Origin of the sequence: Saxibacter everestensis (genome assembly GCF_025787225.1) — a bacterium.
Classification (GTDB): Bacteria; Actinomycetota; Actinomycetes; order Actinomycetales; family Brevibacteriaceae; genus Saxibacter; species Saxibacter everestensis.
This window is the reverse complement of record NZ_CP090958.1, coordinates 3,194,876-3,218,632: the sequence shown is the minus strand read 5'-3', so window position 1 is coordinate 3,218,632 and position 23,757 is coordinate 3,194,876. Positions and strand designations below refer to the sequence as shown.

Sequence of the window (23,757 nt, the reverse complement as noted above, 5' to 3'; positions counted from 1 at the left end):
TGCCAACTCGACTCGCCTGAGGGGCCGAGGCAGTTCTGCTAAGAGGTTAGCCCAGATTCTGTCCTGTGGGCAGACTTGTTCCCGGAGGTCGTTTCCTGATGGACGGCGGGCTCGGACGCCGTGGGGCGTCGGATCGACGGATGCGCGAGGATGGTTCCGTGACGCTTACGCCATCCGTCGAATCAATGCTTCGCTCCAATGCTCAGAGCGTCCGCTCTCCTCTGAACCTGCGCTCGAGCCTCGTTCTCTTGGCCGTCCTTGTGCTGGTCACGCTCCTGACTTTTGGGACCGTTGTGCTTGCCATCTTTCTGGTTCCCGGCGTTCGGCAGGTCGGTCCTGCGCTACTTGGTGCAGTGCTTCCAGTTCATGCCGCGCTACTCTTGCTCGTCATCCACCGTGGGCTGCGAAGGGCGGGGACCGGGTGGCGGGAGCTGGGCTTCACCCGACCGACAGTGCGCATCTTCCATCTGTTGTGGCAGATTCCTCTGGTTCTCGTCGCGCTGGTCACGGTCCAGTTGCTGACATTCGCGATCACCGGCGATTCCCCAGCACCTGAGGGTGGCGGGGGAGTCGAGTCGCTAGTCGCCGGCACCGGTCCGCTGGTCGCTCTCGCGGTGTTCCTGGGAGTCGCGATACTTACCCCTTTGTGGGAGGAAGCGATATTCCGGGGTATAGTTCACGGCGGCCTGAGGCGTCGTCTCGGGCGGCTCGGCGCTTCTTTTATCAGCGCAGCGATCTTCGCCGCCGCGCATGGCGTGCCGATTCTCCTGCCCTACATGGTGACACTCGGCTTGGCCTTGGCCCTTCTTCGAGAGTTCCATAAGACCCTTTGGGCCCCGGTAATCATGCATGCGCTCCTGAACAGCCTTGTCACCGGGACGCTAGTCGTGTCCGTGCTGACTTAACCGGCACGGCTAGCGATGCTCAATTGCCTGGGCAGCGGCGCATGCAGGGGCCGACTCTGGTCATTGCTTTGGGCTCCGGCGCAGGGACGCGCACTGTATGCAGGAACCCACCTTGAATTCACGCGCGGTCCTGCACCGCGTTCGCGTTCCTGATAGAGCGGCGGCGGGTGGCTCAGCCGACGCCGAGGGTCTCGCGCAGCCGGGCGACATGGCCCTTGGCGTCGACGCCGTATTCCGCCAAACGAACTGAACCGTCCGGATCCACAACCACGGTCGACCGGATGGTGCCGGTGACAGTTTGGCCGTTGAGCTGCTTCTCGCCATAGGCGCCCCACGCCTGGGCGGTCGCGTTGCTCGTATCGGACAGCAGTGGGAACGTCAGGTGCTGGTCAGCCGCGAACTCCTGCAAGGCCCCGGTGGAATCCGAGGAAATCCCCACAACGGCGTAGCCGGCGGCAACGAGTGAGCCGAGGTTGTCGCGAAAATCGCAGGCCTCGGTCGTGCAACCTGGGGTCGCCGCCTTCGGATAGAAGTAGACCACCACGCCACGGCCGGCGTAGTCGGAGAGGGAGACGTCATCCCCATTTGCGCTCGGCAGGGTGAAGTCGGGAGCTGGGGAGCCGACTACCAGTCGATCTGACATTGCTGTCCTTCCGTTCGGGTGGTTGGAACTGTCGTTCGCCTAAGCGCGAGCGCTGCCGCCAACCGCGAGTGCCAGTCGTTCGCGGCTAGCCGCGAGAGCTGCCGCCAACAGTGAGTGCCGATTCGCAAGAGCCGCGGCAATGGTTCGGGGCCCGCAGCATCGAGTCAACACCAGCCGCATTGACAGAACAAGTCCGTGCAACGTTGACTGTATCGTACTGAATGGAAAAAGTAATCCACATTACGGAAAACTTGTAGTTTGCTGTGCATACATCCCCTCGATGGAGAGGTCGAACGTGACGACTATTGATGATTACTCGACGATCCTGGCCGGCTCGGCGGCATTTAGTACCGATCGCGATCCGGAGGAGACGGCCGAGTGGACCGAATCACTTGACCAGCTGATCCGGACCCACGGCACCTCGCGGGCGCAGTTCATCATGCGATCCCTGCTGCAGCGGGCTGGCGCGAAAAGCGTGCGGATGCCGATGGCCACCACGAGTGACTACGTCAACACCATCCCGGCCGATCAGGAGCCGGAGTATCCGGGCGATGAGGAGATCGAACGACGCTACCGGGCGTGGCTGCGCTGGAATGCCGCGGTGCTCGTACACCGGGCGCAACGCCCTGGAATTGGCGTCGGCGGCCACATCTCGACCTATGCGGGAGCGGCAACGCTTTACGAAGTGGGTCTCAATCACTTCTTCCGTGGCAAGGATCATCCGGGTGGCGGCGATCAGGTGTTCTTCCAGGGACACGCCTCGCCCGGGATGTATGCCAGGGCATTTTTGGAGGGGCGCCTCGGCGCGGCAGATCTCGATGGCTTCCGGCAGGAAAAGTCCCAGGAGGGACATGCCCTGTCGTCATACCCTCATCCGCGATTGATGCCGGAGTTCTGGGAGTTCCCCACGGTCTCCATGGGCATCGGCCCGATGAACGCCATCTATCAGGCGCAGGCCAATCGGTACCTGCAGAACCGGGGGCTGAAAGACACCTCCGAGCAGCACGTATGGGCTTTCCTCGGCGATGGCGAAATGGATGAGCCGGAAAGCCGTGGCTTGTTGCAGCTCGCCGCGAACGACAGGCTGGACAACCTCACCTTCGTGGTTAACTGCAACCTGCAGCGACTTGATGGACCGGTTCGCGGCAACGGCAAGATCATCCAGGAGCTCGAGGCGTTCTTCCGCGGAGCCGGCTGGAACGTGATCAAGGTGATCTGGGGTCGGGAATGGGACGATTTGCTGTCTCAGGACGCCGAGGGCGACCTGGTCCGGATCATGAACGAAACTCCGGATGGCGATTATCAGACTTACAAGTCGGAAGACGGTGGCTTCGTCCGGGAGAACTTCTTCGGCAAGACCCCGCACACCAAGGGCCTGGTCGACGATCTCAGCGATGCCGAGATCTGGGGCCTGAAGCGCGGCGGTCATGACTATCGCAAGGTGCACGCCGCATACAAGGCGGCGATGGAACATGAGGGGCAGCCCACCGTCATCCTGGTCAAGACGGTGAAGGGCTACGGGCTCGGCACCAATTTCGAAGGCCGGAACGCCACTCACCAGATGAAGAAGCTGACGTTGGCCGACCTTAAGAATTTCCGGGACCACCTGCGGATCCCGATCGATGATGCCGAGCTTGAGGCTGATCCTTACGCGCCCCCTTACTACCACCCGGGGCCGGATGCGCCCGAAATCAAGTACCTGCTCGAACGCAGGCGGGAACTTGGCGGCTTCGTGCCGGAACGCCGGAATTCTCCCACGGCGATTGAGCTTCCTGGCGATAAGGCCTACGAGATGGCAAACCGCGGTTCGGGCAAGCAGTACGCCGCCACAACGATGGCCTTCGTGCGCCTGCTGAAGGACCTGATGCGGGACAAGGAATTTGGCCGCCGGGTGGTGCCGATCGTTCCCGATGAGGCCCGGACCTTCGGGATGGATTCATTCTTTCCGACCGCGAAGATCTACAACCCCAAGGGGCAGAACTACCTCTCGGTGGATCGAGAGCAGATGCTGGCGTACAAGGAGTCACCGCAGGGCCAGATCCTGCATTCCGGAATCAACGAAGCCGGATCGATCGCTGCCTTCACCGCGGCGGGAACGGCATATGCCACTCACGGCGAGCCGCTGATCCCGGTGTACGTCTTCTACTCCATGTTCGGCTTCCAGCGCACCGCCGATTCAATCTGGGCCGCCGCCGACCAGATGAGCCGGGGCTTCCTGATCGGCGCCACCGCCGGCCGGACGACGCTTACCGGCGAGGGCCTGCAGCACGCCGACGGGCATTCGCCATTGCTGGCCTCGACCAATCCGGCCGTTGTTACCTACGACCCGGCGTACGGCTACGAAATCGGCCACATCGTCCGCGATGGACTTCGCCGGATGTACGGCGAAGACTCGACCGACCGCAACCTGATCTACTACCTGATGGTCTACAACGAACCGATCATTCAGCCGCCTGCGCCGGCTGACCTCGACGTCGAAGGCGTGCTCGGTGGAATCTACCGGCTTGCAGGGGCGCAGACCGAGGGCCCGCGGGTCCAGTTGCTGGCCTCGGGCGTGGCGGTGCCCTGGGCGCTTGAGGCGCAGAAACTGCTTGCCGAGGAATGGGGTGTCGCCGCAGATGTGTGGTCGGTGACGTCCTGGAACGAGCTTCGGCGCGACGGCCTGGCGGCGGAAGAAGAATCGTTTGCCAAACCAGGGACCGAGCCGCGTGAGCCGTTTGTGCGACGTCAGCTCGCCGGTGCCGAAGGGCCGGTCGTGGCAGTGAGCGATTACATGAAGGCGGTGCCGGACCAGATCAGGCAGTTCGTGCCGAACGATTTTTCCACGCTTGGTGCGGACGGCTTCGGCTTCTCAGATACCAGGGCCGCGGCCCGGCGCTACTTCAAAATCGACAGCCACTCGATTGTTGTGCGGGCACTGGAGATGCTGGCCCGCAGGGGCGAGGTCAGTCCGGAACTGGCGGCACAGGCGCATACCCGGTACCGGCTTGACGAGGTCAATGCGGGCACCTCGGGCGTAGCCGGCGGTGACGCTTAAGCTGGGAGCTTTCGGCTGGTGAGGTTCCAGCTGTGGAGAGTCGTTAGTAAGCCAGGCATGCCGGTATTCTAGTGCTAGAATACCGGCATGCCTGCTGCTCTTACTCCCGCGGAGCTGACCATCCTCGGCCTGCTCGCCGAACAGCCTCGTCACGGCTATGAATTGGAGCAGATCGTCGAGCAGCGAGGCGTCCGGCAGTGGACGGCGCTCGGCTTTTCCTCGATCTACTATCTGCTGGACAAGCTCGCCAAGCGTGGGCTGATCGAGCGTACGGGTCATGCCGGGGGAAAGACGCGAGCCACATTCGGGGTCACGGCGCAGGGATATGAGCTCTGCGCCAAGGCGTCGCTCGAATACCTTTCAACTGTCAGCCCGCTGCATGCCAACGTGCTCGTCGGTATCGCAAACAGCCCCGGACTACAGGATGACGACGTTATGAGCGGGCTTACCCGCCGAGCCGAGGGCTTGCGAGCTCAGCTCGATGAGGTTCGCCGGGCCCGGGCCAGCCAGCAGCCGCTGCCCTTCGCCGCTTCCGCGATCTTTGACTACAGCGAGACGATGCTCGAGGCGGACGCCAAATGGACCGACGCCACTCTCACCGAACTCACGAAGGAGATCGCGATGGAGAAGTACGACATCAAGAAGGCGCACAAGGGGTTGTACGCTCCGAGTTCAAAGGACTTCGCCCTTGTCGATGTGCCCGAGTTCCGCTATATCGCGGTCGACGGCCATGGCGATCCAAACACATCGACGAAATACGCGGCGGCGATCGAAGCACTCTACGGCGTCGCCTACGTGCTGAAGTTCGAGAGCAAGAACGCGCTCGGGCGTGACTTCGTAGTCGGCCCGCTGGAAGGATTGTGGGGATCAGACGACGTGTCGTCCTTTGTTAGGCGGGACAAGGACGCGTGGAACTGGACCATGATGATCGCCCAGCCGGACTGGATCAGTTCGGATATGGTCACTGCGGCCATCGAGAAGGCATCGGCCAAGAAGGAGAACGCGGCGCTCGGCGACCTTCGGATCCTGACTCTTACCGAGGGCGCGAGCCTCCAGATCCTGCACATCGGCTCATATGACGACGAGACGCCGACGCTCAGCCGGCTGCACAGCGAGTACATGCCAGGGCATGACTTCACGTTCAACGGCCTCCACCACGAGATCTACCTCAGCGACGCACGCCGGACGGCGCCAGAGAAACTCAGGACGATCCTCAGGCAACCGGTAAAGCCGAGCTGACGAGCAGCTCCGCCAGTCCCATCTGGCTGGCCCAGCCTCGGCTTCAACCCCTCAGCCTTCGCGGCGCGGTGCAAGTAGCGGCGCAAGTAATGGTGGCGCTTTGTGATTGGGTAGTAGTGTGCCCCAGTCTCAAGCCCGTCGTTCCCTCGCCTGCCGTCAAGGAGTCTGAGTAGCGTGATCAGTCCATGAGCACATCCAATCCGGCCGATGACCTGACCGGGATCGTCGGAGTCGCGGCGCGGGCGATCGACTCCCTGGGGGAAGTGGGGGTCGGGCTGTTCACCCTGCTGGAAACGGTCTTTCCACCTATTCCCAGTGAGGTAATTCTTCCGCTTGCCGGTTTTCTCACCCGGCAGGGCAGCATGAACATCGTTCTTGTTTTCATCACCAGCACAATCGGCGCATACCTTGGTGCATTGTTCCTCTATGCGCTGGGCGCCAAGCTGGGCCTTGAGCGTTCCATCCGCTGGCTGTCGAAATTGCCGCTGGTGGACAGGGAGGACTTTGAAAAGTCCGCCGCGTGGTTTGAACGCCACGGCAGATCCGCCGTGTTCTTCGGCAGGCTCCTGCCGGGTGTGCGCAGCCTGATATCCCTGCCCGCTGGGGCCGAACGGATGAGCCTGGCCACCTTCAGTATCTTCACGCTTGCCGGCAGCGGGCTATGGAACGCCCTGCTGATTGGGTTGGGCGCGCTACTCGGCGAACAGTATGAAGTCATCGACAAGTACTCCCGCTTCCTCAACTACGCGGTCTACGCTGCGTTGGCCGGCCTCCTGGTGTGGCTAATCGTCAGACGGCTCAAAAAACGACGGAAAGCCGGCACGTCCTGACCACCGGGCACTGAAACAGCGGAGCAACCATGCTGATCACGACACATTACGGTTCGGCCAATTACGCAGCCATGCCGTGGAAGAACGGTGGCGGAACAACCATCGAACTTGCCCGGGACACGGCCGATGGGGACTACGCCTGGCGGATTTCGATCGCAGACATCACCGTGGAAGGACCGTTCTCCACGTTCCCGGGTATGGCTCGGATTATCAGTGTGCTGGAAGGCGGCGGCATGCGCCTGATCTCCGACGGTCAATCAAGCGGTGACCTGTTGCCATCTCAAAGCCATGCCTTTGACGGTGGCAGCAGCACAACCTGCACGCTTCTCGACGGCCCGATCCGCGATTTCAATCTGATCTACCGGCGGGACAGGTTCGCCGCACGGATGGAATGGATCGGGTTTCCGGCGGCCAGGACTTTCCTCAGTTCCGCGGACACGATGCTGGTCTATTGCCATGGGCCGGAAACGCTCGTCCGGGTAGCGGCCGGCCAGGAGATTCTCTTGGCCAGGGATGACCTGCTCCGGATCGAAAACCCCGGTGGGCCTGCGCAACTGTCGATTCGCGCGGCAAACGAAGGACCGGAAAACGAAGGACGCTGCGCCGTGGTGGAGCTCTGCAGTCTTTGAGCAGGCCTGCGCTCCGCCCACCCCGCACGCCAGAGCCGAGCGAGGCTAGTGCGGAGCCGACCGTGCATTCCGGGTGGCACGAGGCGCGAAATTCACCATAGCCCTGGCCCGGTCGGTGAGTCGGAACGCTTCCGGCCAGACTATTTTTATCGAAACCGGCCGGACCGCCGTGATGGGCTTTACATGAAACGGCAGTCCTTCATAGGACGTGTCGAGCGCCGGACGCTGTACCAGGATCGAGTAGCCCAGCTTCCGGCCGACCAGCGAGCGGGTGAGTTCGAAATCAGTTGTGCGGTAGCGGATGTTCGGGACGACATTGGCCTGTTCGAACAGTGACATCGTGTGGGAACTGCTGGGCGGAGCGTCCAGGAGAATCAGTGGATCCTCGGCAAGCTCGGGCAGTGATACCTCGGCGCGGTCCGCCAGCCTGTGCTCCCGAGGCAGCAGGACATGAATCGGCGCCTTGAACAGCTCCACGCTGTGCAGCCCCGGGCGCAGGTCCATGTCGTACACCACTGCCAGATCCAGCTCGCCGCCGAATAACCGGTCCTGCAATACGTCCTGCGCGGCCTCGACGAAATCGAGCTGAACCTTGGGGTGATCCGCGGCGAATCCTTCCAACAGAACCGGCAGGATTGTCGGCGCGACCGTCCGATAGCACCCTACGACCAGGGGCCCGGCGAGCTCGGTGCCTCCGCTCGACGTACTGAGTTCGAGTTCCTCGGCCGCATCGAGCAACCCCGGCGCACGCGAGTAGAGAAACGTCCCCGCCGGAGTGAGCGTGACGCCATGCGCTTTCCGCCGCACGGTCAATTGCACCTTGAGAATCCGTTCGAGCTCGGTTACCGCCGCGGAGACCGCGCTCTGGGAAACGTGTAGCTTGTCGGACGCCGCGGAGATCGCCCCGGTTTCGGCCACAGCCACGAAATAGCTGAGTTGGCGAAGGGTAAAGCGGGACACTAACGCCCTCCTAACTCTATTTATTAGGGGATATAGCCCGTTTTAATGCATTTTACCTGAGGTATTCCCGCTGGCAGACTCGGGATGAGAGCTGAGTCACACCTGGTGAGGCGCAGCAGATGCAACAGGCGAAGGCGCCAGCAGACAAGGAGTCAAAGATGACGCAGGAAGCCACCGATGCTCGTGCCGTGCCGACCGCGGACTGGGTCAGCATTGCCGACCTGCATCGGGATCCTTTTCCGATCTACCGGACACTGCGCGAAGAGGCTCCGGTGCACTGGGTGCCGGCGATCAACCGTTACCTCGTGACGAGTTACGAAGCCTGTCACATCGTGGAAAACGATCAGGAGGTTTTCTCCGCGAACGAGACCGACTCGCTGATGAAGCGGGCGATGGGGCACTCGATGCTCCGCAAGGACGATCCGGAGCACCAGGCCGACCGCAAATCCTATGGCTCGGTCCTGCGCCCGAAAGCGATCAAGCAAACCTGGGACGCCATCTTCCGGAACAATAGCGACAAGTTCCTTGCCCGGCTCAAGGCGGAGGGCCCCGGCGCAGATCTGATCTGGGAGTACGCGGCGCCATATGCTGCCGAGAACCTCCGGCAGATCATGGGATTCCACAACGCTAGCCAGGAAGACATGCAGCGGTGGTCCCAGACCATGATCGACGGCACCGGCAACTATGCCGATGATCCGGAAGTGTGGGCGAAATCCGAGAAGTCCTCCGCGGAAGTCGACGCAGCCATCGATGAGATCCTGCCCCGGCTGCGGAAGAACCCGGACAGCAGCCTGTTGGCCGGCCTTGCCAGCATGCCTATCCCGTTGGATGCGATCCGCGCCAACATGAAAATGACCATCGGCGGCGGCCTCAATGAACCGCGAGACGTACTCGGAGTTGCGGTGTGGGCGTTGCTCAGCAACCGGGGTCAGCTCGATCAGGTCACTGCCGAACCAGCGTTGTTCCCAACCGTGTTCGAAGAGTCGGTCCGCTGGATCGCTCCGATCGGGATGTATCCACGGGAAACCACGCGCAATACGGAGCTCGAAGGGATGCAGCTGCCCGCCGGTGCCCGCCTCGGTGTCGCTGTCGGCGCCGGAAACCGCGATCCGAAGGTGTTCGACGATCCCGAGGTGTTCGACATCAACCGGCCAAAGAAACCTCATCTCGCCTTTGGCGGCGGCAACCACTTCTGCGCCGGCGCCTGGGTGGCCCGTGCCTCGGTAGCCGCAATCGCCTTACCGCAGCTGTTCAATGCGCTGCCGAACCTTCGCCTGGACCCGGACCAGCCCGCAACCGAAGCCGGTTGGGTCTTCCGGGGAATGACATCGCTGCCCGTTGTCTGGGACCAGCCCTAAAACGCCGGACAGCACAATAGACAAGGAACGATAATCATGGCAAAGCTCAGCTTCCACCACAACGACGGCAACGTGGATGTACTCGATGTCGACACCGGCGCCTCCGTGATGCGTGCCGCCGTCACCAACGGTGTGCCCGGCATCGTCGGTGAGTGCGGCGGCAATGCGATGTGTGCGACCTGCCACGTCTATGTTCGCGAACCGTACCTGGCCAGCCTTCCCGAGATCAGCGATGACGAAGAGGAAATGCTGGACTGCACCGCCGCGCCACGAGACGAGGCGCGGAGCCGTCTCGGCTGCCAGCTCGTGCTTGACAATGGCCTCGCGGAACTCGAAGTCGATGTACCGGACAACCAGGTTTGATCGGGGTACGCCATGGAAAACATCGTCATCGTCGGTAACGGCCAGGCCGGCGTCCAGCTGGTCGACTCACTGCGAGCTGAAGGCTATGCCGGCAAGATCACGCTGCTCGGCGAGGAGAACCAGCTGCCCTACCAGCGGCCGCCGTTGTCCAAGGACTACTTAGCGGCTGGCAGCCAGCCGCAATCGCTGCCACTTCGCGCCGCCAGCTTTTACCGGGACAACACCGTCGATTCCAGGCTCGGCGTACAGGTGATCGCTGTGGATCGCCGGACCCGTACGGTGCGCCTCGGCGACGGCTCTGAGGTCGAGTATTCAAAACTGGTGCTGGCCACCGGCGCTGCCAACCGCGAGCTGACGGTTCCGGGCAGCGATCTTGCCGGAATCCACGGCCTGCGCACGCTGGCCGATGCGGAAGTGGTCCATGCCCGGCTCGACACCGTGCGGTCCATCGTCGTCGTTGGCGCCGGGTTCATCGGTCTGGAGTTCGCGGCCGCAGCCCGTCAACGCGGTATCGACGTAACAGTCCTGGAGTTCGCGGACCGTCCGATGGGCCGGGCGGTGTCGCCGGCAATATCGGAGTACTTCGCCGACGCCCATCGCCGCGCCGGCGTCAATCTGCAACTCGGCGACGGCATTGCATCGTTCGAAGGACGCAACGGGCATGTGACCACCGTGGTCGGCACGACAGGACGGAGCTATCCGGCTGACTTCGTGTTGGTCGGTATCGGGGTCGAACCGCGAACTGAGCTCGCTTCGGCCGCGGGTCTGCCGGTGCAGAACGGAATCACCGTGGACGCCGCCATGTGCACCATGGATCCGGACATTTTCGCCCTGGGAGACTGCGCCAACTACCCGAATCGTCATGCGGGAGCGCGAACCCGGCTGGAATCTGTGCAGAACGCAACCGACCAGGCCCGGCATACTGCAAAGGCCATCGTTGGAGAAGCCGAAGAATATGCCGTGCTTCCGTGGTTCTGGAGTCAGCAGGGAAACCTGAAACTCCAGATTGCGGGTCTGGTGCGGCCCGGCGATCAAACAATCGTGCGCGGCGAGCCAGCCACGGGCAAGTTTTCGGTCTTCTGCTTCCGCGATGGCGAGCTTGCCGCTGTCGAATCCGTCAATCAGCCGGCCGACCATATGGCCGCCCGGCGCCTGCTCGGTCAGCGGCGTTCGTTGAGCACCGCACAGGCGCGGGATCCCGAATTCGACTTCAGGAACTACTCCAAACTTCAGCCAGCAGTCGCTGGCTGAACTGGCTATTTCCGATGAAAAAGTTCGCACCGGCAACGAAGACGTTGCCGCTTACTAAAGGACAGCTATGAGCTCCGTCTCGATTCACCCGTCTCGTTCGACCAGCAAGGACCAGCGCCGGGTGGCGTTCGCCACCATAATCGGCACCACAATTGAGTGGTACGACTTCTTCATCTACGCGAACATGGCGGGCCTGGTCTTCGCGACCCTGTTCTTCGAACCTGCCGGCTCTGAGATCGGCATCCTGATCTCCTTTGCGTCAGTCGGATTGAGCTTCCTGTTCCGTCCCCTGGGCGCCTTCCTGGCCGGCCATTACGGCGACAAGATCGGCCGCAAGGCGATGCTGGTCCTTACGCTCATTCTGATGGGCGGCGCCACGACGCTTATCGGAGTTCTGCCGACCTATGCGAGTGCGGGCGTCGTCGCCCCGGTCCTCCTGCTGCTGCTTCGAATCGTGCAGGGCATATCCGCAGGCGGCGAATGGGGCGGCGCGGTGCTGATGGCGGTAGAGCATGCGCCCCGGGGGAAGCGAGGCCGGTTCGGGTCCTATCCGCAACTCGGTGTTCCGCTTGGCATGCTGCTTGCCTCGGGGGTACTGGCGCTGATGTCCGGTGTCGTCTCGCCCGGTGAGGCTTTTGTGCAATGGGGCTGGCGAGTGCCGTTCCTGATCAGCTTCGTTCTGATCATCGTTGGCTATGTGGTGCGAAAGTCTGTCGACGAAAGCCCTGTCTTCGAAGAGATCGCGGAGAAGAAGCAGCAGGCCCGGGTTCCGATTGTCGAGCTGTTCAGGAAACACTCGCTGCTGGTGATAATCGCCGCACTGCTGTTCGCCGGCAATAACGCCGCGGGCTACATGACGACCGGCGGCTACGTGCTCAACTACTCCACGAACCCCGAGGGGCCGCTCGCAATGGACCGCACCGAGGTCCTGCTCGCCGTGACAGGTTCAGCCGCTCTGTGGTTCGGATTCACCCTGCTCAGCGGATTCCTGGCAGACAAGATCGGTCGCAAGAACACCTACCTGATCGGTTTCAGCTGTCAGGTGCTGACAGTCTTCCCGCTGTTCTGGCTGATCAACACCGGTGACATCTGGTCTCTGTTCCTAGGCCTGGCGCTGTTCACCGTTGGGCTGGGGCTGAGCTATGGCCCGCAAGCTGCGTTGTATAGCGAGCTTTTCCCGGCGTCGATCCGTTTCTCCGGTGTCTCGATCTCTTACGCGCTTGGGGCGATACTGGGGGGAGCTTTCGCCCCAACGATCGCTACTGCGCTGGTTCAGGCGACCGGAACTACTACGTCCGTCGCCACGTACCTGTTGCTCCTCACGCTGATCTCCATCGGCGCGGCGGTGCTGATCCGCGATCGTAAGGGCATCGACCTAAGTATCAGGAACCAGGCGGAGCAGGAAGTCGGCGCGACCATCTTCGACAAGCGCCGTGGCATTCCTGCCGAGTGATGACGAGCGGGCGTTAACGGCGGGCGGCGCCGAAGAGTCGACGGATTCCGGTGGCCAGGGCGGCAAGCCGTCCAACCCGCGAAACGCGCTCGCGACGAGGCGGCAGCCACAGGTCGGGGTCGATATTGATCGCGGGTTCGACGGCCGCGCGTGCCACGGAGGCGTCATGCGGCCCGGCTGGTTGTGTGTTCATGGTCCGGCTACCTCCTGCAAGTCATATCCGGTTCGCGGATTGCGATCGGCTAAATTCCGTAAGACGGAATTAAAATACTGTTCTATGGAAAAGAATAGGCGGCTCTGACTGACTGCGTCAAGGGTTGTCCGCACTCGCAGCAGGCAGTTGGGCCGCAACGTGATCGGCGTCCGGCCGGACCTGTGCAGGTCCGGCCGGACGCCTCAGCGACGAACTGACGTAGGGTCGGCGACGAACTGACGAGGGGGAGCGTCGTCCCGCCGGTCAGCCAGGCAGCGTCGTTGGTTATCAGCCGCCGAGCCATGCAGTGATCGGCCCGCGGGCGAAGTAGACCACGAAACCTGCGGCGACGACCCACAGCAAGGGGTGGATCTTCCTGGCCTTGCCCGAGGCTCCGCGGATCAGCACCCAGCTGATGAAGCCGACGCCGATCCCGTTGGCAATCGAATAGGTCAGCGGCATGGTGACGATGGTGAGGAACGCCGGCAGTGCGATCGAGAACTTGGCGAATTTGATCTCCCGGATCTGCTGCATCATCAGGGCACCGACCACGACCAGGGCGGCCGCAGCGACCTCCATCGGTACGACGGCGGTCAACGGCGTGAAGAACATCGCGCCGAGGAAGAGCGCGCCGGTGACGACCGAGGCCAGCCCGGTCCGGGCGCCTTCGCCGATACCGGCGGCCGAATCGACGTAGACGGTGTTCGAGGAGCCGGAGGTCACTCCGCCAGCGACTGCACCGAGGCCCTCGATCACGAACGCCGACTTCAGCCGGGGGAACTGGCCGCTCTTGTCCGCCAGGCCGGCGCTCTTGGCCAGGCCGGTCATAGCGCCCATCGCATCGAAGAAGTTGGTGAAGACCAGGGTGAAGACCAGCATGGTCGCGGTCAGTACGCCGACCCGCTCGAACGCGCCGAACAGGCTGAACTGTCCGATCAGGCCGAAGTCCGGGATCGAGACGAACTTTTCTGGCAGTACCGGAGGATTGAGGTGCCAGCCACCGGGATTGTCCGGCCCCGACGGGCCGAGTTTCATTACTGCCTCGATGATGACCGCGAGGATCGTGGCGACGATGATGCCGATCAGCAGTCCGCCCTGGATCTTCCGCGCCATCAGGATGCCCATGCAGACCAATGCCACGACGAAGACCAGGGTCGGCACCGTGGAGATCGAGCCGCCGTCTCCAAGTTGCACCGGCGGCCCGCCCTCCGTGCCCTGCACGAAGCCGGAATCGACGAAACCAATGAAGGCGATGAACAGGCCGATGCCGACTGTGATGGCGGCCTTGAGTTCCTTGGGAACCGCACGGAAGATCGCGGTTCGGGCCCCCGTGGCGCCGAGCACCACGATCAGGATGCCGTTGATGGCTACCAGGCCCATCGCCTCGGGCCAGGTGACGTCGCCGATCACCGCGACGGCGAGGAACGAGTTGATCCCGAGCCCGGCGGCCAGGCCGAAGGGCAGATTGGCCACCAGGCCGAACAGGATGGTCAGCACGCCCGCAGTGAGGCCGGTAACCGCGCCCACTTGTGCCGCGGGCAGCCAGCCGCCGGCGACATCGACGGGAGCAGCATCCGGGCCAAAGCCGCCGAGGATCAGTGGATTGAGGATGACGATGTACGCCATCGTGAAGAATGTGACGATCCCGCCGCGGAACTCGCGGACGATTGTGGAGCCGCGTTCGGTGATCTGGAAAAATTTGTCGATCCGGGAAAGCTTCGGATTCTGTGTGCCGGCGGGTTGTTCCTCTTCGCCGGTCTTCGCCAGGAGTGTCATGTCGGTCTCCGGTCTCAGTAGTCGATCCGGGCCGCGAGCGTGTTCCACGCTTCAAACGGAGCCGTCGCCTTGATTTCCTCGGTCTGCAGGTGCCGGACCGGCATCGGGCGGTCTTCGACGGCGATGTCGAAGTAGTCGTAGAAGTTCGCGTCGTCGAAGCCGGCGTTTGCCGCGTCGTGCCGGTCGGCGGCAAAGACTACTCGTTCGACCCGCGCCCAGAGTGCCGAAGACAGGCACATCGGACAGGGCTCGCAGCTGGTGTAGAGCGTCGCTCCGGTCAGATCGAAGGTGCCGAGGGTCTGGCAGGCGTTACGAATAGCGCTCACCTCCGCGTGGGCGGTCGGATCGTTATCCGCGGTGACGCGGTTCACGCCTTCGTGCCGCGAACCGTCTGCGGCGACGATCACTGCGCCGAACGGGCCGCCGCGATCATGCACATTGGCTACTGCAAGATTGAGTGCGTGACTAAGCACGTGCTGGTCATCTGTTGGCGACGTCATGGCTATTCCTTTGGTTGCGGCTGCCGCCATGCGCGCATCGAGCTCGGCTGGGTGCGAGTCGTCGCTGACTTAGGCGGCAGCAGTTTAAATGAAGGTGCCTACGCCCGGTAGATAGCGCCGGTGAAGTCCGGAGCCCGCCGTGAGCTGTTGATGACACTAACAACAAAGTGTGAGCCACGCCATACTTTCGGAATAAATATTTCGTTACATGGAATTATCCCGGCCATCGCATTGACCCGTGGGCGCGACTGTCCTTAGGCTGGCCCGGTATCCGGCCGTGTGCCGATAGAACCTGGATCAGCAGACAGGGCGTAACTGAGCTGGCACGATGATGCCAGCATTCGCCGCGGCTTCGGCTCGGTCGGCGTCATCGAAACCCTTGTAGACACTGCGAGAAAGGTTCTACCGATGACTCAACCATCCCGGCTCTGGATCAAGAATCCACTGGACACCTTCACCGGAAACGATCTCGATGCCTCCGGAGGCATCGTTATCGAAGACGGGCGAATTGCCGAAGTGCTCGGCTCAGGCCGGCATCCGGCCGTGCCCTGTGAGCAGGTATTCGATGCCAGTCAGCACGTGCTGTTGCCCGGCCTGATCAATAGCCATCACCACTTCTATCAGACGCTGACCCGGGCCTGGACGCCGGTAGTCAACACCCCGCTCTTCCCGTGGCTGCAAAACCTCTATCCGGTCTGGGCCCGGCTCACGCCGAAGGATCTGGAGCTTGCAACCAAGGTGGCGTTGGCGGAGTTGCTGCTGTCCGGCTGCACCACAGCGGCCGATCACCACTACCTTTTTCCCGGCGGCCTCGAGCAGGCGATTGACGTCCAGGTCGATGTGGTGCGGCAACTGGGGATGCGCGCGACGCTCACCCGTGGGTCGATGAGTCTTGGTGAGGCCGAAGGAGGATTGCCGCCGCAGTCGACCGTGCAGGCCCCGGACGTCATCCTCGCCGACAGTGAGCGTCTGGTGCGGGAGTACCACGAACCGGGTGATGGCGCGGCCATCCAGATCGCGCTCGCCCCCTGTTCGCCGTTCTCCGTGACGACCGACATCATGTCCGCGAGCGCGGAACTGGCGAGGACCCTGGATGTCCGGCTGCACACGCATCTGGCCGAGACCCTCGACGAGGAGGAGTTCTGCCGTGAGATGTTCGGGCTGCGCACCGTCGACTACCTGGAACACGTCGGCTGGCTGACCGATCGAACCTGGCTGGGGCACGGCATCCACTTCGATGACGACGAAGTGGCGCGCCTCGGTGCTGCCGGCACCGCAGTCGCACACTGTCCGACATCGAATATGCGGCTAGCCTCCGGGATTGCCCGGGCGGTGGAGCTCGAAGATGCCGGCGTGCCGGTGGGCCTGGGAGTCGATGGCTCGGCGTCGAACGACGCGTCCAACATGATTTTGGAGGCGAGGCAGGCGCTGTACCTGCAACGCCTGCGGTACGGCGCCGAGTCGGTGACCGTTGATCGCGCACTCGGCTGGGCCACCCGCGGTTCAGCGCGGGCGCTCGGCCGGCCAGACCTGGGCGAACTCGCACCGGGCAAGCAGGCGGACCTTGCCATGTTCCGGCTCGACGAGCTGCGATTTTCCGGAAGCCACGACCCGCTGTCCGCCCTGTTGTTGTGCGGCGCGGATCGAGCCGACCGGGTTATGGTCGGCGGGGCCTGGCGGGTCGTCGACGGAACGCTGCCCGATGTCGATCTGCAGCAGCTCATCGCCGAGCACTCGGCGGCAGCTCGAAGGTTGGTGTCGGGCTGACGGGCGTTGGGGGTGCGGGTAGCTGGCGCGGCCCGTCTCGCCCTTGAGTCGTGGGTTCGTCGCTCAATCGTCGGTTAAAATCCACGATTGAGCGACAAACCCACGAGTCACCGGGCGGGCCTCCATTGTGACGTGCGCCACGAGATGACGTACGCTGGTCTTTTGTAAAACTTGTGACGGACGTCACGAGCCCTGGGAGCAGCAGGCAGGGAAAAAATGAGCTGACATCCGTCTAGGGGTGTCGGCTTTTTTTATGTCCGGCTTAGTGCTTGTCGCCGGTGCAGCCAAGGGAGATTGCAGAATGTGTGCCGCTAGTCCGATTCGGCCGGACCGGCTAAATCTCGAATAGCTCTTGTCGTGGAAGCCCAAGCGCAATATAGTGGAAAAAACTTTCCACAAAGTGGAAGTGAAGGAGGAAGACTTGAACCTTTCGGAGTTCAACGCGGCGCCGGCGCAAGACGCTCGCGCGCTTTTGCTGCCGTGTCTGGATGTCGAGCGCTGGGCGGCCGACGTCGTGGACCGCCGTCCGTTCGCAGCACGCTCTGACGTGCTCGAATCGGCACGAGCCGCGGCTCGGCCGTTCACCGATGCCGAGATCGAGGGCGCGCTGGTTCACCACCCGAGAATCGGCGATCGAGCGGCCGGTGCGGGACAAGAAGCCAAGATGTCACGCGCAGAGCAGTCCGGCGTCGATCCGGCCGATGCCGAGGTCGCGGATGAGCTGAAGCGCGGAAATCTGGCCTACGAGCAGAAATTCGGCCATGTCTTCCTGATCCGTGCTGCCGGTCGGAGTGCCGATGAGATTCTGGCCGCGCTCAACAGCCGGCTGTTGAATTCGCCCGCGCAGGAGCGGGAGATCATGGCCGAACAATTACGCGAGATTGCCGTTTTGCGGTTGGAAGGAGCCCTGCAGGAATGAGTCAGATCACAACGCACATACTCGATGCCGCCCTGGGAAAGCCGGCGGAGGGTGTGGCTATCCGCCTGCTCGACCCGGCAGGAGACGTGCTTGCCGAGGGACGCACCGATAGCGACGGGCGGATCGGCGACCTCGGACCCGACCGGCTCGAACCCGGCCGTTACCGGCTGGAATTTTCAACCGCAGACTACTTCGCCGCCACGGATCGGGACACCTTCTACCCGGGAGTCAGCATCGATTTCCTGGTCGGCGACGCCGGCGAGCACTACCACGTGCCGCTGCTACTGAGCCCATTCGCCTATTCAACCTACCGAGGGAGTTAAGTCATGTCAGCGCAAAACATCGTGCTGGGAGCCAACCAGTACGGAAAGGCCGAGGTGCGCCTCGTCCGGATCACCCGTGACGCGCCACGTCACCAGATCGAAGACCTCAGCGTGACGTCCCAGCTCCGGGGCGATTTCGCCGACGCGCACCTCACCGGTGACAACGCCCACGTGGTGGCCACCGATACACAGAAGAACACTGTCTATGCCTTCGCCAAAGACGGCGTCGGAACGCCGGAAGAGTTCCTGCTGCGACTCGGCAGCCACTTCGTAGACAGCTTCGACTGGGTCGATGGCGGTCGCTGGGCAGCCGAGAAGTATCAGTGGGATCGCATCGAGGTCGGCGGGCAGGGACACGACCATTCCTTCGTGAAGGCCGGCACCGAAACCCGGACCGCCGTCGTCACTATCGACAAGGGCAAGCCGACCGTCATCTCGGGCCTGCAAGACCTGTCCGTGCTCAAGTCGACCGGTTCTGAATTCACCGGTTACCCCAAGGATCAGTACACGACGCTGAAGGAGACGACGGATCGCATTCTGGCGACATCGGTCACCAGCCGGTGGCGGTACAACACCCTCGATGTCGACTACGACAAGTCGTTCGACGATGTGCGCCGGACCATGCTCGAGGCCTTCGCGACAACTCATTCCCTCGCCTTGCAGCAGTCACTGTTCGAAATGGGCAAGCAGGTGCTCGCCGCGCACGAGGAGATTGACGAGATCAAGTTCTCGATGCCGAACCTGCACCACTTCCTTGTCGATCTCTCGCCGTTCGAGCTGGAGAACCCGAACGAGGTTTTCTACGCCGCCGACCGGCCGTATGGCCTGATCGAGGCAACAGTTCAGCGTGAAGGTGCAGCCGACGCCGGCCGCGCCTGGGAAGGCATAGCAGGTTTCTGCTAGCCACGGGTGACGTCGGACGCCGGTCGTTTGAACCGGCGTCCGACGGCCCAAACAGACAAGGAGGTCTGACATGCGCAACAAACTACGGCCCAAGGGTCGGCCGGAGGACGAAAAACTGTCCGTCGGCGCCACATTCGCCTACGGGTTCCAGCATGTGCTCACCATGTACGGCGGGATCATCGCCCCGCCGCTGATCATCGGCGCGGCGGCGGGCATGCCGTCAACGGAGATCGGCGTGCTGATCGCGGCGTGTCTCTTCATGGGCGGCCTGGCAACTCTGCTGCAGACCATCGGAGTGCCGTTCTTCGGTTCGCAGCTTCCGTTGGTCCAGGGCGTTTCGTTCTCCGGCGTGGCGACCATGGTGGCCATTCTCGACTCCGGCGGGGGTATCCAGTCGATCTTCGGCTCGGTGATAGCTGCCTCGATACTCGGTCTGCTTATCGCCCCGATCTTTTCCAAGGTGATCAAGTTCTTCCCGCCGGTGGTCACCGGAACGGTGATCACCACGATCGGGCTTACCCTGATGCCGGTCGCGGCGAACTGGGCGATGGGTGGCAACAGCGAGGCTGAAGGTTACGGCAGCATGGCCAACGTCGGGCTGGCCGGTCTGACCCTGGTGATCGTGCTGCTGCTGAGCAAGGTCGGCAGCGCCACCATCTCCCGGCTGTCTATCCTGCTGGCGATGGTGATTGGCACGGTTATCGCCGCGGCTGTCGGGATGGCGGATTTCTCGGCCGTGCCGGACGGCGACATCGTTGCCTTCCCGACGCCGTTCGCCTTCGGGATGCCGACCTTCCATATTGCCGCGATCATCTCGATGTTCATCGTGATCCTGGTGACGCTGACCGAAACCTCGGCGGATATCATCGCGGTCGGCGAAATCGTGGACACCAAGGTGGATTCGCGACGGATTGCAGCCGGACTGCGGGCGGATATGCTGTCCAGCGCCGTATCGCCCGTGTTCAACTCGTTCACGCAGAGCGCGTTTGCGCAGAACGTCGGCCTGGTGGCGATTACCGGCGTGCGGAGTCGATGGGTGGTCAGCGCGGGTGGACTGATTCTGGTCATCCTGGGTCTGTTGCCGATTCTCGGCCGGGTGGTCGCGGCCGTGCCGACATCGGTGCTGGGTGGAGCCGGCGTGGTGCTGTTCGGCACCGTCGCGGCGAGCGGAATCCGTACCCTGGCCAAGGTCGAGTACCGGAACAATATGAACTTGGTCGTGGTGGCCACCTCGATCGGCTTCGGCATGATTCCGATCGCGGCACCCACCTTCTACGACAAGTTCCCGGACTGGTTCTCCACCATTTTCCACTCCGGAATCAGCTCGGCGGCGATAATGGCGATTCTGCTCAACCTGCTGTTCAACCATCTCAAATTTGGCAACTCGGACAAGCAGTCGGTCTTCGTTGCCGGAACTGGACGTGTAGTCAGTGAAGCTGATCTCGCGGCGCTTGCCGACGGAGACCGGTTCGAAGGTGGCAAGCTGATCGATGCCAACGGCGTCGAGGTTGCGGTGGAATCCGCGGAACCAGTTGATGCCGAAAGTCCGGCCGCAGCGCGTTCCGGCGGTGTCCCGGCGGCCGACGAAAAGTCGGATCCCGAGGTGCCGGTACGGCCGGAACGGACGACATAGGCCGTCTCGGCGGGCTAGGAATCGAAACCCAGGCGGGAGTGCGGCTCCCGCCTGGGTTTCGGCCGTCAGGAGGACAGGCATCCCTCCAGCCCCTCCGTGATCTCGGAGCGATCGAGTTCGCGGCCGATGATCACCAGTTTGGAAGTGCGCTCGGCCTGGCCCCACGGACTTGTCGGCGTTAGCTCGAACATTCGGTGCACGCCCTGGACGACGATGCGCCGGTGATCGTTGTGCATGGCCAGTAGCCCCTTGAGCCGGTACACGTCACCCCCTCGCGCGTCGATGAACGTGTTCAGCCAGCTCTCGAACGACGAGCGGTCCAAGGAACCATTCAGGCTGATTCCCACCGAGGACAGCGAGGGATCGTGGTTGTGTTCTTCCTCCAGCCACGACGGGTCTTCCGTCACTGTGCGGGTCAGGTCGAACGCTCCGATGCCAAGGATGCGTTCGAGATCGATATCGGCGTACGTCGACGTGAGGATATCCGCGCTGGCGTTGATCGAGCGCACCCGGCGGGTGACCGAGCCCAGCTTCGCCTCGTCCACGAGGTCGATCTTGTTGATAACGATCCGGTCGGCGAACGCAATCTGATCCTGGGCCTGAGCGCCGACGCCGTGTTCGCCTGTCTCGTCCAGATGCTCCTCAATGTGCGCGGCGTCGACGAGAGTGACGATCGCGTCCAATCCGAAGTTCTCCGCCACGCTGTCGTCGACGAAGAAGGTCTGAGCCACCGGGTTCGGGTCGGCCAGGCCACTGGTCTCGATCAGGATGTGGTCGAAGCGTTCACGGCGACCAAGCAGGTCGTGAAGGATCTCGATCAGGTCGGTGCGCGCCGTACAACACAGGCAACACCCATTGCTCATCTCGATGATCTTCTCGTCGCCGCTGACAACGAGGTCGCTGTCGATATCGATCTCGCCGAACTCGTTCTCGATCACCGCGATTCGCCGCCCGTGCTCCGCTGTGAGGATGTGGTTGACCAGCGTGGTCTTGCCCGATCCGAGGAAGCCGGTCAGTGCTGTGACCGGGATCTTTGGCAGTGCGTTCATGATTGTCCTCCCGAACTGGTTTCATCTGACGTGGGTTGGGTCTTGTTCAGCGGGGGCACGGCTTGCGCGGAGGCCAGGATGTGCCGGGCGCGCTCTCGTGCCTGGTCGGAAATTACGATCCGGGCGCCGTCGAAGTCCGGGCCGCGGGTCGCGTCGAGTGCCAACCGCGAAGTCGTGCCGTCGGCGGTGGACGACGGGTCCAGCGGCGATCCGGGCAGCCCGTCGATGACGAATAGGTCGCGGTGGGGCTGGAAATGTGTGGCCAACGCCCACAGCACCTCGCCATCCTGGCTGACGTCTATGTCGTCGTCGACCGCAATCACCGTCTTGACGTACGGATCCCAGCCGAGCAGGCCTAACATCACCTGGCGTGCCTGGCCGGGCCGGCGTTGACGAAGACCGACATAGCAGTGGAAATGGGTTCCGGATGTCGGGTAATGCACGGCCGTCACGTCCGGGAAACGAGCCTTGAGCTTCTCTGCCATTTCCGATTCTCGCGGAATGCGGGCCAGGTTGAGATGTTCGTCGGTGTTGCCGCCCTCAACGTCGAGCAGCAGAGCGTCCCGGCGGCGAAGCACGGTGTCCACCCGGAACACGTTGTTCGTCGACCGGTTCGATGAGTAGCCGGAGAATTCGCCGAACGGGCCCTCTTCGGCCCTGGCCTCCGGATCGATCACGCCCTCCAACACCAGGTCGGCGCTGGCCGGCACCTTGATCCCCCACCGGGGGGTACGGACGACATCGAGCGAGTCGCCGAGCAGGCCGCCGGCGATCTCCCGTTCGTCGACGTCATACCCGACCCTGGAAGACGCCGCGAGCATTAAGAGCGGATGGCCCCCGATCACCATGGCAACCGGCATCTGCTCACCGCGTTCGCGGTACTTCTGCAGCATCCGCCAGAGGTCGCCACGGGAGTGCAGGCTGGTTGCCAGCTCCGTGTCACTGTGCTTCATTGAACGGTGATAGCTCAGGTTGCCGACGCCGGTGTCCGGGTCCTCGGCAACGATTATCCCGCTCGTGACGTAGGGGCCGCGGTCGGACGCGAAGTGTTTGATCATTGGCACGGTGTCCAGGTGGACGTCGTCTTCGACCAGGTCGAGGATCGGTCCGGTCTCGACGACCCGCATCGGGCGTGGGTTGCTGGCAAGCTGGTGATACCGCTCGTGCAGTCCCGCCACGTTGGTGCCGAGCAGCCGAGCGATCCGCTCCCGTGAGGCGAACATGTTGCTCACAACGGGAGCGCCGATGCCCAGCTCCTCGCACCACACCACCGGGGACCGGCCCTGGTCGCGCAGTTCGTAGATCAATCCGGTGACGCCCTCCTCGGGAGACACCTTTTCCTCGATGATCAGCACGTCCTCCGGATGGGTCCGGCGATATGCGTCGAGCAGAACGTGGAGATCCTGGGTATCGGCGATCATGCCGTCTCCTCCGAGTGCAGTAGGTGTGCGGCAGGCGGCCCCTGCCAGCGCGGGTAGAGGTCGTGATCGATCCCGAACTGATCGAGGATCTTGCCCGAGAGGTGGCCGAGCAGATCATCGATCGTCTGCGGGGCGTGATAGAAGGCGGGCATGGGGGGGAGCACCGTCGCCCCGGCCTCCGTCACCGTGACCAGGTTGCGAAGGTGGATCAGGCTGAGCGGAGTTTCCCTGGCCACCAGGACCAGCGGCCGGCGTTCCTTGAGACATACGTCGGCAGCCCGGGGGAGCAGACCATCGGCGTAGCCGTGGGCAATAGCGGCGACAGTCCGCATGGAGCACGGAACGACCACCATCCCCAGCACCGGGAACGAACCGGAGGCGATACTTGCCGCAATATCGTCACGACGATGGACGTGATCCGCAAGCGCCCGCACGTCCTCGATCGGCAGGCCTGTCTCTAGTTCGATCGTGCGGTTCGCGGCCTTGGAGATCACGAGGTGTGTCTCGACGGTGCCGAGCCGACGCAGCGATTCAAGCAGGTGAACGGCGAGATGGGGGGCGCTGGCGCCGCTTATGCCCACAACGAGGCGGTCCCGGGGTCGCAT

At 62.9% G+C, this 23,757-nt stretch carries 22 protein-coding genes; 14 read left to right on the top strand and 8 right to left on the bottom strand.

What is annotated here, in order from left to right:
* Window positions 1-158 precede the first annotated feature (158 nt).
* A complete protein-coding gene (locus LWF01_RS15195) occupies window positions 159-905 on the top strand; it encodes a CPBP family intramembrane glutamic endopeptidase (RefSeq protein ID WP_349638208.1) in 747 nt (248 codons plus the stop codon).
* A 172-nt stretch (window positions 906-1,077) separates the two neighbouring features.
* Here LWF01_RS15195 and LWF01_RS15190 read toward each other — a convergent pair whose 3' ends face one another.
* Window positions 1,078-1,548: a peroxiredoxin gene (locus tag LWF01_RS15190; RefSeq protein WP_349638207.1), complete on the bottom strand. Its 471-nt coding sequence runs from the start codon at window positions 1,546-1,548 to the stop codon at window positions 1,078-1,080.
* Between the two features lie 295 nt (window positions 1,549-1,843).
* On the opposite strand from LWF01_RS15190, the gene aceE reads away from it, so the two are divergent.
* The 4 genes from aceE (at window position 1,844) to LWF01_RS15170 (ending at window position 7,283) form a co-directional block, all read left to right on the top strand.
* A complete protein-coding gene (aceE, locus tag LWF01_RS15185; protein ID WP_432761967.1) occupies window positions 1,844-4,585 on the top strand; it encodes a pyruvate dehydrogenase (acetyl-transferring), homodimeric type in 2,742 nt (913 codons plus the stop codon).
* A gap of 87 nt (window positions 4,586-4,672) precedes the next feature.
* Window positions 4,673-5,824: a GyrI-like domain-containing protein gene (locus LWF01_RS15180; protein ID WP_349638205.1), complete on the top strand. Its 1,152-nt coding sequence runs from the start codon at window positions 4,673-4,675 to the stop codon at window positions 5,822-5,824.
* 185 nt (window positions 5,825-6,009) lie between these two features.
* Window positions 6,010-6,654: a DedA family protein gene (locus tag LWF01_RS15175; RefSeq protein ID WP_349638204.1), complete on the top strand. Its 645-nt coding sequence runs from the start codon at window positions 6,010-6,012 to the stop codon at window positions 6,652-6,654.
* A 29-nt stretch (window positions 6,655-6,683) separates the two neighbouring features.
* On the top strand, window positions 6,684-7,283 hold the full coding sequence (locus tag LWF01_RS15170; protein ID WP_349638203.1) for a HutD/Ves family protein: 600 nt from the start codon (window positions 6,684-6,686) through the stop codon (window positions 7,281-7,283).
* Between the two features lie 45 nt (window positions 7,284-7,328).
* On the opposite strand, the gene LWF01_RS15165 is transcribed toward LWF01_RS15170, so the two are convergent.
* Complete coding sequence (locus LWF01_RS15165) at window positions 7,329-8,243, bottom strand: LysR family transcriptional regulator (RefSeq protein ID WP_349638202.1); 915 nt, start codon at window positions 8,241-8,243, stop codon at window positions 7,329-7,331.
* 158 nt (window positions 8,244-8,401) lie between these two features.
* On the opposite strand from LWF01_RS15165, the gene LWF01_RS15160 reads away from it, so the two are divergent.
* The 4 genes from LWF01_RS15160 to LWF01_RS15145 all read left to right on the top strand — a co-directional run bounded on the left by LWF01_RS15160 (window position 8,402) and on the right by LWF01_RS15145 (window position 12,668).
* On the top strand, window positions 8,402-9,601 hold the full coding sequence (locus LWF01_RS15160) for a cytochrome P450 (RefSeq protein ID WP_349638201.1): 1,200 nt from the start codon (window positions 8,402-8,404) through the stop codon (window positions 9,599-9,601).
* Between the two features lie 36 nt (window positions 9,602-9,637).
* Window positions 9,638-9,964 carry a 2Fe-2S iron-sulfur cluster-binding protein gene (locus LWF01_RS15155; RefSeq protein ID WP_349638200.1) on the top strand — a complete coding sequence of 109 codons (327 nt, stop codon included), beginning with the start codon at window positions 9,638-9,640 and terminating at the stop codon, window positions 9,962-9,964.
* 12 nt (window positions 9,965-9,976) lie between these two features.
* The gene (locus LWF01_RS15150; protein WP_349638199.1) at window positions 9,977-11,215 is read left to right on the top strand and encodes an NAD(P)/FAD-dependent oxidoreductase; all 1,239 of its coding nucleotides are present in this window, start codon (window positions 9,977-9,979) and stop codon (window positions 11,213-11,215) included.
* A 67-nt stretch (window positions 11,216-11,282) separates the two neighbouring features.
* The gene (locus tag LWF01_RS15145) at window positions 11,283-12,668 is read left to right on the top strand and encodes an MFS transporter (RefSeq protein WP_349638198.1); all 1,386 of its coding nucleotides are present in this window, start codon (window positions 11,283-11,285) and stop codon (window positions 12,666-12,668) included.
* Between the two features lie 13 nt (window positions 12,669-12,681).
* Here LWF01_RS15145 and LWF01_RS15140 read toward each other — a convergent pair whose 3' ends face one another.
* The 3 genes from LWF01_RS15140 to LWF01_RS15130 form a co-directional block, all read right to left on the bottom strand.
* Window positions 12,682-12,861, bottom strand: a complete 180-nt coding sequence (locus LWF01_RS15140; protein WP_349638197.1) for a hypothetical protein — start codon at window positions 12,859-12,861, stop codon at window positions 12,682-12,684.
* A 288-nt stretch (window positions 12,862-13,149) separates the two neighbouring features.
* Window positions 13,150-14,637, bottom strand: coding sequence for an NCS2 family permease (locus tag LWF01_RS15135; protein WP_349638196.1), 1,488 nt, complete (start codon window positions 14,635-14,637; stop codon window positions 13,150-13,152).
* A 14-nt stretch (window positions 14,638-14,651) separates the two neighbouring features.
* A complete protein-coding gene (locus tag LWF01_RS15130; protein WP_349638195.1) occupies window positions 14,652-15,137 on the bottom strand; it encodes a nucleoside deaminase in 486 nt (161 codons plus the stop codon).
* Between the two features lie 408 nt (window positions 15,138-15,545).
* On the opposite strand from LWF01_RS15130, the gene LWF01_RS15125 reads away from it, so the two are divergent.
* The 5 genes from LWF01_RS15125 to LWF01_RS15105 all read left to right on the top strand — a co-directional run bounded on the left by LWF01_RS15125 (window position 15,546) and on the right by LWF01_RS15105 (window position 20,682).
* Entirely contained in the window at window positions 15,546-16,904 is a 1,359-nt protein-coding gene (locus LWF01_RS15125) for an 8-oxoguanine deaminase (protein ID WP_349638194.1), read from the top strand.
* A 421-nt stretch (window positions 16,905-17,325) separates the two neighbouring features.
* Window positions 17,326-17,823 carry a 2-oxo-4-hydroxy-4-carboxy-5-ureidoimidazoline decarboxylase gene (uraD, locus tag LWF01_RS15120; RefSeq protein WP_349638193.1) on the top strand — a complete coding sequence of 166 codons (498 nt, stop codon included), beginning with the start codon at window positions 17,326-17,328 and terminating at the stop codon, window positions 17,821-17,823.
* Window positions 17,820-18,146 (top strand): hydroxyisourate hydrolase, encoded by a 327-nt coding sequence (uraH, locus tag LWF01_RS15115; protein WP_349638192.1) that lies wholly within the window; start codon window positions 17,820-17,822, stop codon window positions 18,144-18,146. The genes uraD and uraH overlap by 4 nt, the downstream gene beginning before the upstream one ends.
* 3 nt (window positions 18,147-18,149) lie before the next feature.
* On the top strand, window positions 18,150-19,049 hold the full coding sequence (gene pucL, locus LWF01_RS15110) for a factor-independent urate hydroxylase (RefSeq protein ID WP_349638191.1): 900 nt from the start codon (window positions 18,150-18,152) through the stop codon (window positions 19,047-19,049).
* A 70-nt stretch (window positions 19,050-19,119) separates the two neighbouring features.
* Window positions 19,120-20,682 (top strand): nucleobase:cation symporter-2 family protein, encoded by a 1,563-nt coding sequence (locus tag LWF01_RS15105; RefSeq protein ID WP_349638190.1) that lies wholly within the window; start codon window positions 19,120-19,122, stop codon window positions 20,680-20,682.
* Window positions 20,683-20,747: 65 nt separating this feature from the next.
* Here the strand turns inward: LWF01_RS15105 and LWF01_RS15100 are convergent, their stop codons facing one another.
* Genes LWF01_RS15100 through LWF01_RS15090 form a run of 3 tightly spaced genes read right to left on the bottom strand, consistent with a single transcriptional unit; the run spans window position 20,748 to window position 23,757 of the window.
* Complete coding sequence (locus tag LWF01_RS15100) at window positions 20,748-21,731, bottom strand: CobW family GTP-binding protein (RefSeq protein ID WP_349638189.1); 984 nt, start codon at window positions 21,729-21,731, stop codon at window positions 20,748-20,750.
* Window positions 21,728-23,152: a UbiD family decarboxylase gene (locus tag LWF01_RS15095; RefSeq protein WP_349638188.1), complete on the bottom strand. Its 1,425-nt coding sequence runs from the start codon at window positions 23,150-23,152 to the stop codon at window positions 21,728-21,730. Before LWF01_RS15095 ends, LWF01_RS15100 begins: the two co-directional genes overlap by 4 nt.
* The gene (locus tag LWF01_RS15090) at window positions 23,149-23,757 is read right to left on the bottom strand and encodes a UbiX family flavin prenyltransferase (RefSeq protein ID WP_349640941.1); all 609 of its coding nucleotides are present in this window, start codon (window positions 23,755-23,757) and stop codon (window positions 23,149-23,151) included. Before LWF01_RS15090 ends, LWF01_RS15095 begins: the two co-directional genes overlap by 4 nt.